The organism is Diaphorobacter limosus (genome assembly GCF_033100095.1).
GTDB lineage: Bacteria > Pseudomonadota > Gammaproteobacteria > Burkholderiales > Burkholderiaceae_C > Alicycliphilus > Alicycliphilus limosus.
The window spans coordinates 575,729-591,697 of record NZ_CP136921.1 but is presented as its reverse complement, the minus strand read 5'-3'; the positions used below and the strand labels follow the sequence as shown (position 1 = coordinate 591,697).

The window sequence follows — 15,969 nt, the reverse complement described above, 5'->3', positions numbered from 1 at the left end:
AGTTGCATGTGTGCATTCACCCTTGCGATGTACTGTGTAGATGACATAGGAACCTCAGGTAGTAGTAGTTGAAATAGATCGCAAAACAAGCCAACGACCTTCCTTCTTCGCATCAAAGTCGGAGCCCGATGACTGAAGAGTCGCTAGTAGCGTAGTAAGCAACTTTAGCATAGCTTCATTCCGCCCGTACAACTTCAAGGTATCCGCGTTGTGCTCAAGCTGCGCATCAAACGCACCAGAAACCGCAGTGCGATACGCCATGACAGCAGTTTGGATAGCCTCCACATCCCCCGCTTCAACCTTCGCTTCCACCTCAGGGGAGAGGATGACGCTCAAGAGCTTCAGCCAGCGCTCATTCATTGTCTTCCGAGAAATGACCAGCTCGCATACCGCTGCCGGTACGTCTGAGCCCACGGTGAAAACGCCATACGCCAACGACCGATAGTTCGGGTCACCCTTGCCGTTAGACAAAAGTTCACCGACCCAGCGAAGTTTGCGCTCTACCTCGTGAGGGAAAACGTCATTGGCATCAGCCTCCCATGTCCAGCGCTCCAAGGTGGCTTTGTAGCTCTGTTCGTTGAGTTGTTCAAACTGCATCGCTTCTCCTTCTTTCTTATCCATTCTATGGCTCACAGTCCATGTTGGAGTCTGCCCGGCACTCTTCAAGGTGCCCGTACAGCAATGCCATCAGCCAGAGTGCCCTACCAATTCGAAGTGTTGGGCTATTTGTTGGGCTATTTCCACGGAAAAGAAAAAGGACTTAGCTCCTTTCGAAGCTAAGTCCTTGATATAAATGGTCGGCGTGGCGGGATTCGAACTCGCGACCCCTTGCACCCCATGCAAGTGCGCTACCAGGCTGCGCTACACGCCGACAAGACTTGGATTCTATACCGAAAAATCAGCACTAAAAAAGAAGTGCGCGAATTTCTTCCAATTCCGTTCTGAGCGCATTGGAGTCCAGCGGCAGGGCCAGGGCGGGGGCACGATCAATCGGCTGATCGTCCAATGCATCCGGCGGCAACGCGGCGTCACGCGCTCCCTTGTCTGCCTGCGCCAGCTCATGCAGTCGGTTGCGTGCGCCGACGATGGTGAAACCCTGGTCGTACAGCAGGTCGCGGATACGGCGGATCATCAGCACCTCGTGGTGCTGGTAGTAGCGCCGGTTACCCTGGCGCTTCATGGGGCGCAGCTGGGTGAACTCCTGTTCCCAATAGCGCAGCACATGGGGCTTGACGCCGCACAACTGCGCCACCTCACCAATCGTGAAGTAGCGCTTGACTGGTATGGCGGGCAGCGACTGGCTCATGGTGATGCGTTGACGCGGCGAAAGCGTTGAGAGTACTGCAGGTCTATTGCGGCCACCAGGCTTGCCACCGGTTGCAAAAGCAAAGCAGTGTCAACCTGGCATTGGCGCCGCTCACCCCTGGATCTGCTCCTTGAGCTTGCTGCTGGCATGGAAGGTGACCACGCGGCGTGCCTCGATGGGAATGGCCTCGCCAGTGCGCGGATTGCGCCCGGGCCGCGCGGCCTTGGTGCGGATCTGGAAGTTGCCAAAACCCGAGAGCTTGACATCTTCGCCAGCGATCAGGCTTTGCGCGATCAGGTCGAAAAACGCGTCCACCATGTCCTTGGACTCGCGCTTGTTCAGGCCGATATGCTCGAACAGCAAATCGGCCAGCTGCGCCTTGGTGAGCGCCGGCGACTCCAGACTGTCCACGGCAAACTCGATTGCCATCGGCTCGGATTCCATCGTCATCGCAACCTCGCTGCGGTTTGCTGGGTCAACGCCTGCAGCACGGACTGCACGGCGGCATCAATTTGCGCATCGGTCAAGGCCTCGGCGTCGCTGCCCAGGGTCAGGCGAATGGCCAGGCTCTTCTCGCCCTGGGCGATGGCACCAGCAGCCATAGCCTCACCTGCGCGTTGCGGCTGAGGGCGGAAGACGTCGAACAGCACAGCCGAGCGCAACAGTTCACCCGGCAACGAGCCTCGGATGGCACGCATCACCTCGTCATGCGTAACGCGCTCGGCCACCACCACGGCAATGTCACGCTCCACCAGCTGACGCTTGGCGACGGCGCGGAAGGCCGGCACCTGGCGCTGCAGCACGGCGTCGAGCTCCAGCTCGAACAGCATTGGTGCCGTCGGCAGATCCCAGGACTGGCGCCACTGCGGATGCAGCTCGCCGACATAGCCAATGGCCTGGCCGGCCAGCAGCACACGGGCGCAGCGGCCCGGGTGCAGCGCGGGGTGCGTGGCCGACTCGAACGTTGGGCGCAGCGGCGCCAGCAGCGCCTCCACGTCGCCCTTGGCGTCGTAGAAGTCCACGGCCTTATCCTTGCGGCCCCATTGCAGCGCATCGGGCGCGCCATAGGCCAGACCGGCCACGCGCATGGGCTGATGAAAGCCCTCCACCGTGGTGTCGGTGTTCTTCACGCTGGCATCACGCAGGAATACACGGCCCAGTTCAAACACGCGCACGCGGGCAGCCTTGCGATCCAGGTTGAACTTCAAGACCTGCAAGAGCGAACCCAGCAACGACGAGCGCATCACGCTCAGCTGGCTGGCAATGGGGTTGAGCAGCTTGATGGGCGTGTCATTGCCGGCCAGCTCCTTCTCCCAGTGCTCTTCGACAAAGCTGAAGTTGATGGTTTCCTGGTAGCCCAGGGCGGCCAGTTCGCGGCGCACGGCAAAGCTGCTGCGGTGCGACTCCAGGCGTAGCTTGGGCGTGATGGGCGCCAGCGGCGGCGTCGTGGGCAGGTTGTTGTAGCCGACCACGCGGGCGACTTCCTCGATCAGATCCTCCTCCAGCCGCAGGTCGAAGCGAAAGGACGGTGGCTGCACGGTGAGCACGCCCTCGCCCTGCTGCACCGGCAGGCCCAGGCGCTTGAGCGCATCCACGCATTGCGCCAGCGTCAGCGGCATGCCAATGACCTTGGCGGCACGCGCCACGCGCATGCGCACCGGGTTCGGCGCGGGCAGATTCACCTGCTGGTCATCAATGGGGGCACAAGCCGTCTCGGGCGTGCCGCAGATCTCGACGATGAGTTGCGTGATGCGCTCGATATGTTCCACGGTGAGCTGCGGATCGACGCCGCGCTCGAAGCGGTGGCCGGCGTCGGTCGAGAAGTTGTAGCGGCGCGAGCGCCCGGCCACAGCCTCGGGCCACCAGAAGGCGGCCTCGACGTAAATGTGGCGCGTGTCGTCGGACACGGCCGTGGCGTCGCCGCCCATGATGCCGGCGAGCGACTCGACTGCACGCTCGTCGGCGATCACGCCGACCTTTTCGTCCAGCGTGACGGTGTTGCCGTTCAGCAGCTTGAGCTGCTCGCCCGCAGCTCCCCAGCGCACATCCAGACCGCCGTGGATCTTGTCCAGGTCGAAGATGTGGCTGGGCCGGCCGAACTCGAACATCACGTAGTTGGAGATGTCCACCAGCGGCGAGACGCTGCGCTGGCCGCAACGCGCCAGGCGGTCCACCATCCACTGCGGCGTGGCCGCGCGGGTGTTGACGTTGCGGATCACGCGGCCGGAGAAACGCCCACACAGATCGGGCGCGCTGATGATCACCGGCACGCGGTCGGCGATGGAGGTTGCGGCCTTGGGAAATTGCGGCTGCGCGAGCGGCGCACCGGTCAGCGCAGACAGCTCGCGCGCAACGCCATAGACGCTCAGGCAATGCGCCAGATTCGGCGTCAGTTTCAGCGTGAACAGCGTGTCGTCGAGCTTCAGGTAGTCGCGAATGTTCTGGCCCAGGGGTGCGTCTGCAGGCAGCTCCAGCAAGCCGCCATGGTCTTCAGACAGCTTGAGTTCGCGCGCCGAGCACAGCATGCCGTAGCTCTCCACACCGCGCAGCTTGCCAACCTTGATCAGGAACGGCTTGCCATCGTCGCCCGCAGGCAGCTCGGCGCCCACCATGGCGCAGGGCACCTTGATGCCCACACGGGCGTTCGGCGCGCCGCAGACGATGTTCAGCAGGGCGCCCTGCCCCACGTCCACCTGGCACACGCGCAGGCGGTCGGCGTCGGGGTGCTGCACGGCCTCCTTGATCTCGCCGACGACAATCTTTGTGAACGGCGGGGCCACGGGGGCGAGCTCTTCGACCTCCAGGCCGGCCATGGTCAGGGTGTCGGCCAGCTCTTGCGTGGAAAGTGCGGGGTTGCAGAATTCGCGCAACCAGGATTCGGGAAATTGCATAGTCAGATTCTTTGGCGTGCTCTTTAAAAATGAGCTTATTGCGCTTGCTATACGTGCGTTTCAATATGAAAACGTGTTGAAATCCAATCAGGACAAGCGCGAACAACTCACCTTTTTGCGTTACTGGAACTGCGACAGGAAGCGGATGTCGCCGTCGAAGAACAGGCGCAAATCGTTCACGCCATAGCGCAGCATGGTCAGGCGGTCCGGCCCCATGCCGAACGCAAAGCCGATGAAGCGCTCGGGGTCCAGCCCCATGTTGCGCACCACGTTGGGGTGCACCTGGCCGCTGCCGGCCACCTCCAGCCAGCGGCCGGCCAGCGGCCCGCTCTGGAACTGAATGTCGATCTCGGCGCTGGGCTCGGTGAACGGGAAGAAGCTGGGGCGAAAGCGCAGTACCAGGTCATCGCTTTCAAAGAAGGTCTTGCAGAAGGCCGTGAAGATGACCTTCAGGTCCTTGAAGCTGACGTTCTCGCCAATCCACAGGCCTTCGCACTGGTGGAACATGGGCGAGTGCGTGGCGTCGCTGTCGACGCGGTAGGTGCGGCCGGGCGCGATGACGCGGATCTCGGGCATGGCCTGGCCGGCGTCAATCAGGTCGCGGTATTTCTTCACATGCTGCACGGCATGGCGGATCTGCATCGGGCTGGTGTGCGTGCGCAGCAGGTTGGGCGCTGTGGCGGTGCCTCCTTCCACGTAGAAGGTGTCGTGCATGGAGCGCGCCGGGTGGTCCTCGGGCGTGTTCAGTGCCGTGAAGTTGAACCAGTCGGTCTCGATCTCGGGGCCGTCGGCCACGTCAAAACCCATGGAGCCGAAGATGCCCTCGATGCGCTCCAGCGTCAGCGACACCGGGTGCAGACCGCCACGGCCTTGCTTGCGGCCGGGCAGCGTCACGTCCAACGCCTCGGCCTGGAGTTGGCGTTCCAGCTCGGCCTGGGCCAGGGCCTGGCGACGTGCCGTCAATGCGGCCTCCACAGCCTGCTTGGCGACGTTGATGGCTGCGCCGCGCGTCTTCTTGTCCTCGGGCGAGAGCTGCGCCATGCCCTTCATCAGTTCAGTCAGGCGGCCCGACTTGCCCAGAAACAGCGCCTTGGCGTTTTCCAGGTCGGCAGGGGTTGCAGCATGCGCGAAGGCTTCGCTCGCGCTTGTCACCAGGGAATCCAGCTCGTTCATATCGACTCTTGAAATAAAACAAGGGCTAGCGCCTTTTCAAGCCCTAGCCCTTGCTGTTTGTGCGCAGACAGCTACAAAACAAGTAGCTATCTATCGTGAACTCAAGCAGCCAGCTTGGCCTTGACTTGCTCCACGATGCTGCCAAAGGCAGCCTTGTCGTGCACCGCGAGGTCGGCCAGCATCTTGCGGTCGATCTCGATGGCGGCCTTCTTCAGGCCGTTGGTGAACTGGCTGTAGGTCAGGCCCAGTTCACGCGCAGCAGCGTTGATACGCGTGATCCACAGACGGCGGAACACGCGCTTCTTGTTGCGGCGATCGCGGTAAGCGTACTGACCAGCCTTCATCACCGCCTGCTTGGCGATGCGGAAGACATTGCCGCGGCGACCGCGAAAACCCTTGGCCAGGGCGAGAACCTTTTTGTGACGGGCGCGGGCCGTTACACCACGTTTGACGCGAGGCATGTGTTTTCTCCTTGTTCGTCAGTTGATTACAGGCCAGCCATGGGCAGCATCTTGGCGATGGAGCCCATGTCACCGTCGTGCACATTCACGATGCCACGCAGTTGGCGCTTGTTCTTGGTGGTCTTCTTGGTCAGGATGTGACGCTTGAAGGCTTGACCGCGCTTGACGGTGCCACCCGGACGAACGCGAAAACGCTTCTTCGCGCTGCTCTTGGTCTTCATTTTGGGCATTTGCATGCTCCTTTGATTTGTGCTCGTGAGGCGTCTGCACACCACTGTGCATCCTTGCTGGCCCCGAGCCACTTTTTAAAACGGCAGGCTTTACAGTCCGCCGTGCGGCAATGCTCTCGCACCGCCTATCGGCTGGCGCCCATCTCGCAATGGACGCCGGCCAAATTTTCTTTGCTTACGCCGCTTCGCTGCCGCTGGCGACCGGCGCGGCATCTGCCGCCGGCTTGACCCCAGGCTTCTTGCGCGCCGGCGCGATCATCATGATCATCTGACGGCCTTCGAGCTTGGGAAACTGCTCGACCAAAATGGTGTCGGCCAGGTCGTCACGCAGGCGGTTGAGCAGTGCTAGGCCTAGTTCCTGATGCGTGATCTCGCGGCCACGAAAGCGCAGCGTGATCTTGCATTTGTCACCATCGGCCAGGAAGCGACGGATGTTGCGCAACTTGATGTTGTAGTCGCCATCATCCGTACCCGGACGGAATTTCACTTCCTTGATGTCGATGACCGTCTGCTTGGCCTTGGCCTCGGCCGCCTTCTTCTGCTCCTGGTACTTGAACTTGCCGTAATCCATCAAGCGGCAGACGGGAGGACTGGCCGTAGCGGCGATTTCCACCAGATCCACATCCAGGTCGCCCGCCATGCGCAGGGCTTCCTGCAGGCTGACGATGCCGATGGGCTCATTTTCAGGACCAGACAGGCGCACTTCAGGCGCCGTGATTTCACGGTTCAGACGGTGCTTGCGTTCCTCACGCTGGCGACGGTCACGAAATTCAGTAGCGATGGCTTTCACCTTCAATCAAAAAAGCTACGAAAAGCGTAGCTGCTCACGCACCACCTGTGCGCTTCAAAGCGATGTTTGATTCTCAAAAATCAGGCTTTGGAGGCGATGTCCCGTGCGATCAGTTCGACAAAGGCGTCGAGGGACATCACACCCAGGTCTTTGTTGCCCCGGGCGCGCACTGCGACGGCTCCGGCGGCCTTTTCCTTGTCGCCGGCGACCAGGATGTAGGGCAGCTTTTGCAGCGCATGCTCGCGTATTTTATACGTAATCTTTTCGTTGCGCAGATCGGTCACCACCCTAAGGTCTTGATGGGGCAGTGCTTTTTGCAGCTTTGCGGCAATTTCGCGACAGTAGTCCTGCTGTGCATCGGTGATGTTGAGCACCGCCACCTGCAGCGGCGCCAGCCACACCGGCAGCGCGCCCGCGTGCTGCTCGATCAGGATGCCGATGAAGCGCTCCAGCGAACCAACGATGGCGCGGTGCAACATCACCGGACGGTGGCGGCCGCCATCCTCGCCGACGTATTCGGCGTCCAGGCGCTCGGGCATGGAAAAGTCCACCTGTATCGTGCCGCACTGCCAGTGCCGGCCAATGGCGTCCTTCAAGGTGTATTCGATCTTCGGGCCGTAGAAGGCGCCCTCGCCGGGCGAAATCTCGAACGCGCAGCCCGACGCCTCCAGGCTGTGGATCAACGCCGCCTCGGCCTTGTCCCAGCTCTCATCCGAGCCGATGCGCGCCTCGGGGCGCGTAGCCACCTTGTAGATGATGTCGCTATAGCCAAAGTCGGCGTAGACCTTCTGCAGCAACTGCGTGAAGGCCAGCACCTCGGGCTGGATCTGGTCTTCGGTGCAGAAGATATGGCCATCGTCCTGCGTGAAACCGCGCACGCGCATGATGCCGTGCAGGCCGCCGGTGGGCTCGTTGCGGTGGCATTGGCCAAACTCGCCGTAGCGCAGCGGCAGGTCGCGGTAGCTTTTGATGCCCTGCTTGAAGATCAGGATGTGGCCCGGGCAGTTCATCGGCTTCAGGGCATAGTCGCGCTTTTCCGACTCGGTCGTGAACATGTTCTCGCGGTACTTGTCCCAGTGGCCGGTCTTCTCCCACAGGGTCTTGTCCAGGATTTGCGGACCCTTGACCTCCTGGTAACCGTTGTCCTGGTAGACGCGGCGCATGTATTGCTCGACCTGCTGCCAAAGCGTCCAGCCCTTGGGGTGCCAGAACACGGTGCCGGGCGAATGCTCGTCGATGTGGAACAGATCGAGTTCACGCCCGAGCTTGCGATGGTCGCGCTTCTCTGCCTCTTCCAGCATGTGCAGGTAGTTCTGCAGTTCGTCCTTGCTGGCCCAGGCCGTGCCGTAGACGCGCTGCAGCATCTCGTTGCGATGGTCGCCACGCCAGTAGGCCCCGGCCACCTTCATCAGCTTGAAGTGCTTGAGCTTGCCGGTGCTGGGCACGTGCGGGCCACGGCACAGGTCTTCAAACGCGCCTTCACGGTACAGACTGACGTCTTCGTTGCTGGGGATGCTGGCAATGATCTCGGCCTTGTAGTGCTCGCCCAGGCCCTTGAAATACGCCACGGCTTCGTCGCGCGGCAGCACGCGGCGCACCACCGGTTCGTCCTTGGCGGCCAGCTCGGCCATGCGCTTCTCGATCGCCACCAGATCCTCGGGCGTGAACGGGCGCTTGTACGCAAAGTCGTAATAAAAGCCGTTGTCTATCACCGGGCCTATGGTGACCTGCGCGTCCGGGAACAGCTCTTTGACGGCGTAGGCCAGCAGGTGGGCGGTGGAGTGGCGAATGACCTCCAGGCCATCGGCATCCTTGGCGGTGACGATGGCCAGCGGGCTGTCTTCGGTGATCAGGTGGCTGGTATCGACCACCCTGTCACCGATCTTGCCGGCGAGGGCTGCCTTGGCCAGGCCAGCGCCGATCGAGGCGGCCACCTCGGCCACGGTCACCGGGCCGGGGAATTCGCGTTGGGAACCATCGGGCAGCGTGATGTGAAGCATGTGAGAAATCCTTGGGAATTGCGGTTGCGGCGCGCGCTTTGAGGCCCAGAAGCAAAAAAGCGCGGTACAAAAGTCCGCGCTTTGGTGAGGGTGAGAAAAGCTCTCGTGCAGGCGCGAACGGCCAGCCTTAGCGGCCGGTGGAGGTCTCCGTCGTAGTTCGCGGTGTCATAACCGACATTGCCTTTCTCGCCCTTGTTATCTTGTAAAGCGCATATTCTAGCCGGCAGTGGCCTGGAGCTGCGCTCACGGCGCGCGCGCCGCCTCCACCAGGCGCTGCGTGTAGGGGTGCTGCGGCGCATCCAGCACCTGCTGCACGCTGCCGGACTCCACCACCTCGCCGTCCTTCATGACGATGACCTCATGCGCCATGGCGCGCACCACGGCCACATCATGGGTAATGAGCAGGTAGGACAGGGCGTGCTCCTTTTGCAGCCGCTGCAGCAGCGACAGCACCTGCTGCTGGATGGTCACGTCCAGCGCGCTGGTGGGCTCGTCCAGCACCAGCAGCTGCGGCTGCACGATGAGGGCGCGCGCGATCGCCAGGCGCTGGCGTTGGCCGCCCGAGAATTCATGCGGGTAGCGCGCGAGCAGGCCGGGAAACTGCGCCTCGGTCAGGCCCACCTCGGCCAGCATGGCGGCCACGCGCGCGCGGCGTTCAGGCAGCGGCAGCTGGGGTGCGTGCACCTGCAGGCCCTCGCCGACAATCTCTTCCACGGTCATGCGCGGCGACAGCGACGAGAACGGGTCTTGGAACACCACCTGCACCTGCTGGCGCAAGGCCTGGTTATGGGAGCTGTTGCCATGCGACGGCTGCTGCCAGGCCTGGCCCGCCACCTGCAACTCACCCGTTGACGGCAACAGGCCCAGCAGTGCCTGGGCCAGCGTGGACTTGCCCGAGCCCGACTCGCCCACCACGCCCAGGGTGCGCGCGCTCTGCAGTTGAAAACCCACGCCGTTGACCGCCACGAACTCGCCCTTGGCAAACCAGCCACGAAAACCCGGCAGTGGCACGGGATAGGCAACGCGCAGTGCATCGGCCTGGGCGGCGGGGGTGGCGCCTTCGGCCGCCGCACCCTCGATCACGTCGCGCTGCGGCGTGCTGCCGATCAGGCGGCGCGTGTAGTCATGTTGCGGGGTACCAAACACCTGCGCCACCGCGCCCTGCTCCACCAGCACGCCCTGCTCCATCACCGCCACGCGGTCGGCAAAGCGGCGCACCAGCAGCAGGTCGTGCGTGATGAGCAGCACGGCCATGCCGGTCTGGCGCTGCAGGTCGGACAACAGATCGAGGATCTGGCCGCGCAGCGTGACGTCGAGCGCCGTCGTCGGTTCGTCGGCCAGCAACAGCTTGGGCCGCGAGGCGAGGGCCATGGCGATCATGGCGCGCTGGCGCTGCCCGCCCGAGAGCTGGTGCGGGAAGCTGCCGGCGCGTCGCGCGGGCTCGGGGATGCCCGTGCTTGCTAACAATTCGATAGCTGATTGCGCGCTCTGTGCCTTGGTCAGGGCCTGTTTCAGCATCAAAACCTCGGCCACCTGCTCGCCCACGGGCATGAGCGGGTTCAGCGCGGTCATGGGCTCCTGGAACACCATGGCGATGTCGCCGCCGCGCACGCCGCGCAACTCGCGTTCGCTCAGTTGCAGCAGATCGCGCCCGGCCATCAGCGCGCTGCCCGTCAGCTGGGCGTCGCCGGCCAGGCGCAGCAGGGCCAGCGCCGTCACGGTCTTGCCCGAACCCGACTCGCCCACCAGGGCCAGCTTCTCGCCGGGGGCGATGTCAAAGCTCACGCCGTGCACCACCTGCTTGGCGCCAAAGCGCACCTCCAGATCCCGTACTTGCAAGAGCGGGGGCGACTGAGGGTTCATGGGGGCAGTGGCGCGCATGTCAGTGCTCCGCCTTGCGGGGGTCGAGGGCGTCGCGCAGCGCGTCGCCCATGAAGGTGAGCAGCAGCAGCGTGGTCACCAGCACGGCGAAGGTGAAGATGGAGATCCACCAGGCGTCGATGTTGTTCTTGCCCTGCGATAGCAGCTCGCCCAGGCTGGGTGTGCCCGGCGGCACGCCCAGGCCCAGAAAATCAAGCGAGGTCAGCGCCAGGATGGCCGCGCCCATGCGAAAGGGCAGAAAGGTGACCACCGGCGTCATGCTGTTGGGTAGTATGTGGCGCCAGATGATGTGGCCGCTTTTGACGCCCAGGGCGCGCGCGGCCTTCACGTAGTCGAGCTGGCGGTTGCGCAGAAACTCGGCGCGCACATAGTCCGACAGCCCCATCCAGCCGAACAGGGAGAGCAGCACCAGCAGCAGCGCAATGCTGGGCGCAAACACCGCACTGAAGATGATGAGCAGGTACAGCTCCGGCATGGAGCCCCAGATCTCGATGAAACGCTGGAAGGCCAGGTCGGTCTTGCCGCCAAAGAACCCCTGCACGGCCCCGGCCGCCACGCCCAGCGCCACGCCGACCACGGTGAGCGCCATGCCGAACAGCACGCTGACGCGAAAGCCGTAGATCAGCTGCGCCAGCAGGTCGCGCCCGCGGTCGTCCGTGCCCAGCCAGTTATCGCGCGACGGGCCCGAGGGGTTGGGCTGCTTGGCGAAGTAGTTCAGGGTATTGGCGCCGTAGGGGTTGAGCGTGTACAGCGCCCAGTTGCCGCCCTCGGTGATGCGCCGGCGCACATAGGGGTCGAGGTAGTCGGCGGGCGTCTGGAAGTCGCCACCGAACGTGGTCTCGGGGTAGTCCTTGAGCATGGGGAAGTAGGTCTGCCCCTGGTAGCGCACGATGAGCGGCCGGTCGTTGCTGACCAGCTCGGCAGCCAGGCTGATGACGACCAGGGTGCAGAACAGCACCAGGCTCCAGAAGCCCAGGCGGTTGGCACGGAAACGCCGCCAGGCGCGGCGGCCGGGGGACAAGGATGGGCTTGCGGCGCTCATGCGGTAAAGGGGTTGAGCAGGCCTATGCCGCAGCCGTCAAAGTCGCGCACATTGCGCGTGACCAGGGTCAGGGCGTGGATCTGGGCGGTGGCGGCGATGAGCATGTCGGCCTGGCTGCGCACCACGCCACGCCGGGAAAAGCCCGTGCGCATCTCGCCGGCGCGATAGGCAATGGTCTGCGTCACGGGCAGTACCTCGTTGCGGCCGATGAAGCCGTCAAACCAGGCCTGCAAACCCGCATCCTGCTTGCGCGCCAGGCCGTACATGATTTCATCGACGGTCACCGCAGAAATGGTCACTTTTCCATAGGTGGCATCGACCATCTCGCGCCACGCCAGCGCGCCCGCATCCGGGCGTTTGCGCATGAGTTCAGAAACGACATTGGTATCGGCCAATTGCATTGCCAGCGTCCCCATCAATCCCAGTAATGCGGGTCATCGACCATGGGGTTGTAGCGGGTGGTGCGCGGCGGCAGTTCGATACCGTCCTCGCCCCGCGCGGCCAGCAGCGCCCGGATCTCGTCGAACTGCTCGGCCAGCGTGGGGCGTTTTTTCTGCGCCTGCCAGGCCTTGAACTCCTCGTACTCCTGCGCCGAGATCAGCACCGCCACGGGTTTGTCGCGGTTGTAGATGGCCTGCGGCTCCTCGGCTGTCAGGCGCACGACCTCGGAGAACTGCTGTTTGGCACTGGCGATGTTCCAGGTCATGATGCACCTCCAGACGATGAATGATGGACAAGTTGGATATAAATTATGTCCATTTTTAACCCAGGCATCAATCGAACTTCACGCGCGGATCGACCCACACGTAGCACAGGTCGGAGATCAGCTTGGTCACCAGGCCGATCAGCGTGAACAAATACAGCGTGCCCAGCACCACGGGGTAGTCGCGGCGGATCACGCTCTCGTAGCTGAGCAGGCCCAAGCCGTCAAGCGAGAACAGCGTCTCGATGAGCAGCGAACCCGCGAAGAACGCGCCAATGAAGGCTGAGGGAAAGCCGGTGATGATGGGGATCAGCGCGTTGCGGAACACATGGCCCCAGAGCACCTGGCGTTCGGTGAGGCCCTTGGCGCGCGCCGTGAGCACGTATTGCTTGCGGATCTCCTCCAGAAACGCGTTCTTGGTCAGCATGGCCGTCACGGCAAAGCTGCCCGCCACCATGGCGGTGATGGGCAGGGTGATGTGCCAGAGGTAGTCGGTCACCTTACCCATCAGGCTCAGTTGCTCCCAGTTGCTTGACGTCAGCCCGCGCAGCGGAAACCACTGCAGCTGCCCGCCAAACACCACCAGCAGCGCCACGCCCAGCACAAAGCCCGGAATCGCATAGCCGACCAGGATGATGAGCGTGGTCACCAGGTCAAAGCGCGAGCCCGCGCGCACCGCCTTGGCCACGCCCAGCGGCACGGCGACCAGGTAACTGATGAAAAAGGTCCACAGCCCCAGGCTGATGGACACGGGCAGCTTTTCCTTGACCAGCTGCCACACGTCCTTGTTCTGAAAAAAGCTGCGCCCCAGGTCGAAGCGCGCGAACTGCCCCAGCATCTGGATAAAGCGCTCGTGCGCCGGCTTGTCGAAACCGTACAGCGCCTTGATCTGCTCCAGGCGCTTGGGGTCCACGCCCTGCGCGCCGCGGTAGGCCATGCCGCCGCCCTCGCCGCCGCCCCCTGCACCGGCGGCGCCCGCCTTGGCCTCGGCCAGGTACTGCTCCACCGGGCCGCCGGGCACGAACTGGATGACGACGAAGGTCAACAGCAGCACACCCAGCAGCGTGGGCAGCATGAGCAGGATGCGCTTGAGGATGTAGGCAAACATGGGCGTCGATGATATTCAGAGCCAGCGCCGCACCAGGCGCAGGTACTGGCGGTATGGCTCGCCAAAGTTCTGTGCCAGCGCCCGCTCCTCGGGCAGGATCTGAAAGCGCGTGATGTAGGCCACGAATGCCACCAGCGCCAGCAGCGCCAGTGGGTTGCGCAGGTACGCGCACCAGCCCAGCAGCTGCAGGGCCACGCCGACATACATGGGATTGCGCGTGAAGCGGTACGGCCCGGACTGCACCACGGCACGCGCGCGTTCGGGCGCCAGCGGGTTGGGCGTGGTGCGGTGGCAACGAAACACCCACAGGCCCCACAGCTCCAGCGCCAGGCCGGCCAGGGCCAGCAGCAGCGCCACGGCCAGCGCCAGCCGAGCCGACCACGGCAACGCCAAAGCTGGCGCGGCGCCGGCCAGCAGCCAGGCCAGGCCGGCGCAGGCCAGGCCGACGACCGGCGGGGGGATCTTGTGTTCCAGATTGAACATTTTGATTAAAACAGGCTGTAGCCCTTATCCATCAAGCGCAAACAGCTATGGTTTTTTAGACCACCAGGTATCGATGACCCACATCTCGCCCGGCGAGTACGGCGGCACCACCGGGGGCTTGGCCAGGCGCCAGGCGTCATACACCATGCGGTGCGTGGAGGCAGACCATTGCGGGATCAGGTAATGCTCGTGGGCGATGATGCGGTCCAGGTCGTGGCAGGCGGGCAGCATCTGCTGCAGCGTCTTGGCCGACACCATGGCGCGGATCATCGCGTCCACGGCCGGGTTCTTCACGCCGGGGAAGTTGCCCGAGTCCTCCTGGTCCGCCGCCTTGCTGCCGAACAGGTCGGCGAACTCCTGGCCGGGGTTGTTCGTGCCCTGGTAGGCGATGGTGGTGATGTCGAAGTCGAACTTCTGCAGCCGCTGCTGGTAGAGCGCAAAGTCCACCGAGCGGAACCTGAGCGTTATGCCCAGCTTCGCCAGGTTGCGCTGCCACGACGACAGCGTGCGCACCCCGCCCTCGTTGCTGTCCATGTACTCCAGCACAAAAGGCTCGCCCTGGGCGTTGCGCAGCACGCCGTCCTTGACCTCCCAGCCGGCTTCTTTCAACAGCACCAGGGCGCGCCGCAGGTGCTCGCGCAGCGCCATGGCGTCCTTGGTGACCGGCGGCTCGAACATGGGGCCGAAGACCTCGGGCGGCAAATTCTGGCGCCAGGGCTCCAGCAGGGCCAGCTCCGCCGCAGTGGGCAGGCCATGGGTTTCGCACATGGTGTTGCCGAAGATGCCGTGTACGCGCCGGTAGGCGCCGTAGAACAACTGGCGGCTCATCCATTCAAAGTCGAACGCCAGGCCCAGGGCCTCGCGCACGCGCCGGTCTGCCAGCAGTGGCCGGCGCGTGTTCAGCACATAGCTCTGGAAGCCCGTGGGCAGCTTGTTGGCAAATTCGGCCTTGACCAGCTCGCCGGTATCAAACTTCTTGCCGTTCACGCGCCGCGCCCAGTCGCCGGCGCTGAAAAAACGCATCAGGTCGAACTCGCCGGCCTTCAGCGCCTCCAGCCGTGCCGTGTTGTCCTTGTAGATCTTGATCAGCACCCGGTCGAAGTTGGCCGTGCCGCGGCGCACGTTGAGGTCGCGCGCCCAATAGTTGGGGTCGCGCACGTAGGTGATGTCCTTGCCGAAGTTGACCGGGCCAACACGATACGGCCCGCTGCCTATCGGAATATCCATGACCACCTGGTCAAAGGGCTTGGGCTTGCCGTCCTCGCCCAGGCCCCAGTCGCGACTGAAAACCGGCAGGCCGCCCACGGTCAGCGGCAGCTCGCGGTTGGGCGCCTTGAAGCGGTAGCGCACCGTGTGATCGTCCAGCACATCCACGCCGGCCACCTCGATCAGCAGGGTCTTGAAGCCTGGCGAGGTGTAGGGGCCGACCAGCGTGTCGTAGCTGTGCTTCACATCCTGGGCCGTGACCGGCTTGCCGTTGTGAAAGCGCGCTGCGGGCCGCAGGCGGAAGGTGGCCGACAGACCGTCAGGCGCCACGCTGACGTCCTCGGCCAGCAGGCCGTAGCCGGTGGCGGTCTCGTCCATCGAGCCGGACAGCAGCGTGTCGAACATCAGCGCCGACAGGTAGGCCGGCGCGTTGCCGCGGATGGTGAACGGGTTGTACTTGTCGAAGGTGGATGCGCGCAGGTTGCTCACCAGGCGCAGCTCGCCGCCCTTGGGCGCATCGGGGTTCACATAGGGCAGGTGCGCAAAACCGGCCGGCAAGGCGGGATCGCCCCACATGGCGTAGGCGTGCGCGGCCCGCGCAGGCGCGCCGGGCCACAACGCCAGGCACGGGAAGAACAGTGAACAGATCAGCCAATACCGCATGCGACAATTCTGCATTACCTCTGAACGCATCC

16 protein-coding genes and 1 tRNA gene are annotated in these 15,969 nt (G+C 63.7%); all 17 read right to left on the bottom strand.

Features of this window, described 5'->3' with window-relative positions:
- Positions 1 to 54: 54 nt before the first annotated feature.
- The 17 genes from P4826_RS02900 to P4826_RS02820 all read right to left on the bottom strand — a co-directional run bounded on the left by P4826_RS02900 (position 55) and on the right by P4826_RS02820 (position 15,937).
- Positions 55 to 621 (bottom strand): hypothetical protein, encoded by a 567-nt coding sequence (locus P4826_RS02900; RefSeq protein ID WP_317702471.1) that lies wholly within the window; start codon positions 619 to 621, stop codon positions 55 to 57.
- A 173-nt stretch (positions 622 to 794) separates the two neighbouring features.
- Positions 795 to 871, bottom strand: a tRNA-Pro gene (locus P4826_RS02895).
- A 33-nt stretch (positions 872 to 904) separates the two neighbouring features.
- A complete protein-coding gene (locus P4826_RS02890; RefSeq protein WP_317702470.1) occupies positions 905 to 1,306 on the bottom strand; it encodes a MerR family transcriptional regulator in 402 nt (133 codons plus the stop codon).
- A 111-nt stretch (positions 1,307 to 1,417) separates the two neighbouring features.
- Positions 1,418 to 1,756: an integration host factor subunit alpha gene (locus P4826_RS02885; RefSeq protein ID WP_317702469.1), complete on the bottom strand. Its 339-nt coding sequence runs from the start codon at positions 1,754 to 1,756 to the stop codon at positions 1,418 to 1,420.
- Positions 1,753 to 4,197: a phenylalanine--tRNA ligase subunit beta gene (gene pheT, locus P4826_RS02880; RefSeq protein ID WP_317702468.1), complete on the bottom strand. Its 2,445-nt coding sequence runs from the start codon at positions 4,195 to 4,197 to the stop codon at positions 1,753 to 1,755. The genes P4826_RS02885 and pheT overlap by 4 nt, the downstream gene beginning before the upstream one ends.
- Positions 4,198 to 4,317: 120 nt before the next feature.
- Positions 4,318 to 5,370 (bottom strand): phenylalanine--tRNA ligase subunit alpha, encoded by a 1,053-nt coding sequence (gene pheS / locus P4826_RS02875; protein WP_317702467.1) that lies wholly within the window; start codon positions 5,368 to 5,370, stop codon positions 4,318 to 4,320.
- Between the two features lie 101 nt (positions 5,371 to 5,471).
- On the bottom strand, positions 5,472 to 5,831 hold the full coding sequence (gene rplT, locus P4826_RS02870) for a 50S ribosomal protein L20 (RefSeq protein ID WP_317702466.1): 360 nt from the start codon (positions 5,829 to 5,831) through the stop codon (positions 5,472 to 5,474).
- Between the two features lie 26 nt (positions 5,832 to 5,857).
- Positions 5,858 to 6,061 carry a 50S ribosomal protein L35 gene (rpmI, locus tag P4826_RS02865; RefSeq protein WP_317703695.1) on the bottom strand — a complete coding sequence of 68 codons (204 nt, stop codon included), beginning with the start codon at positions 6,059 to 6,061 and terminating at the stop codon, positions 5,858 to 5,860.
- A 175-nt stretch (positions 6,062 to 6,236) separates the two neighbouring features.
- Positions 6,237 to 6,851: a translation initiation factor IF-3 gene (gene infC, locus P4826_RS02860; protein WP_317703694.1), complete on the bottom strand. Its 615-nt coding sequence runs from the start codon at positions 6,849 to 6,851 to the stop codon at positions 6,237 to 6,239.
- 80 nt (positions 6,852 to 6,931) lie between these two features.
- Positions 6,932 to 8,851: a threonine--tRNA ligase gene (gene thrS / locus P4826_RS02855; RefSeq protein WP_317702465.1), complete on the bottom strand. Its 1,920-nt coding sequence runs from the start codon at positions 8,849 to 8,851 to the stop codon at positions 6,932 to 6,934.
- A gap of 243 nt (positions 8,852 to 9,094) precedes the next feature.
- Complete coding sequence (locus P4826_RS02850; RefSeq protein ID WP_317702464.1) at positions 9,095 to 10,732, bottom strand: ABC transporter ATP-binding protein; 1,638 nt, start codon at positions 10,730 to 10,732, stop codon at positions 9,095 to 9,097.
- A 1-nt stretch (position 10,733) separates the two neighbouring features.
- A complete protein-coding gene (locus P4826_RS02845; RefSeq protein WP_317702463.1) occupies positions 10,734 to 11,774 on the bottom strand; it encodes an ABC transporter permease in 1,041 nt (346 codons plus the stop codon).
- On the bottom strand, positions 11,771 to 12,175 hold the full coding sequence (locus P4826_RS02840; RefSeq protein ID WP_317702462.1) for a type II toxin-antitoxin system VapC family toxin: 405 nt from the start codon (positions 12,173 to 12,175) through the stop codon (positions 11,771 to 11,773). Before P4826_RS02840 ends, P4826_RS02845 begins: the two co-directional genes overlap by 4 nt.
- A 14-nt stretch (positions 12,176 to 12,189) precedes the next feature.
- On the bottom strand, positions 12,190 to 12,480 hold the full coding sequence (locus tag P4826_RS02835) for a type II toxin-antitoxin system Phd/YefM family antitoxin (protein ID WP_317702461.1): 291 nt from the start codon (positions 12,478 to 12,480) through the stop codon (positions 12,190 to 12,192).
- 67 nt (positions 12,481 to 12,547) lie between these two features.
- Positions 12,548 to 13,585: a microcin C ABC transporter permease YejB gene (locus tag P4826_RS02830; protein WP_317702460.1), complete on the bottom strand. Its 1,038-nt coding sequence runs from the start codon at positions 13,583 to 13,585 to the stop codon at positions 12,548 to 12,550.
- Positions 13,586 to 13,600: 15 nt separating this feature from the next.
- Entirely contained in the window at positions 13,601 to 14,068 is a 468-nt protein-coding gene (locus P4826_RS02825) for a methyltransferase family protein (protein ID WP_317702459.1), read from the bottom strand.
- Positions 14,069 to 14,113: 45 nt separating this feature from the next.
- On the bottom strand, positions 14,114 to 15,937 hold the full coding sequence (locus P4826_RS02820) for an extracellular solute-binding protein (RefSeq protein WP_317702458.1): 1,824 nt from the start codon (positions 15,935 to 15,937) through the stop codon (positions 14,114 to 14,116).
- Between the last annotated feature and the right edge of the window lie 32 nt (positions 15,938 to 15,969).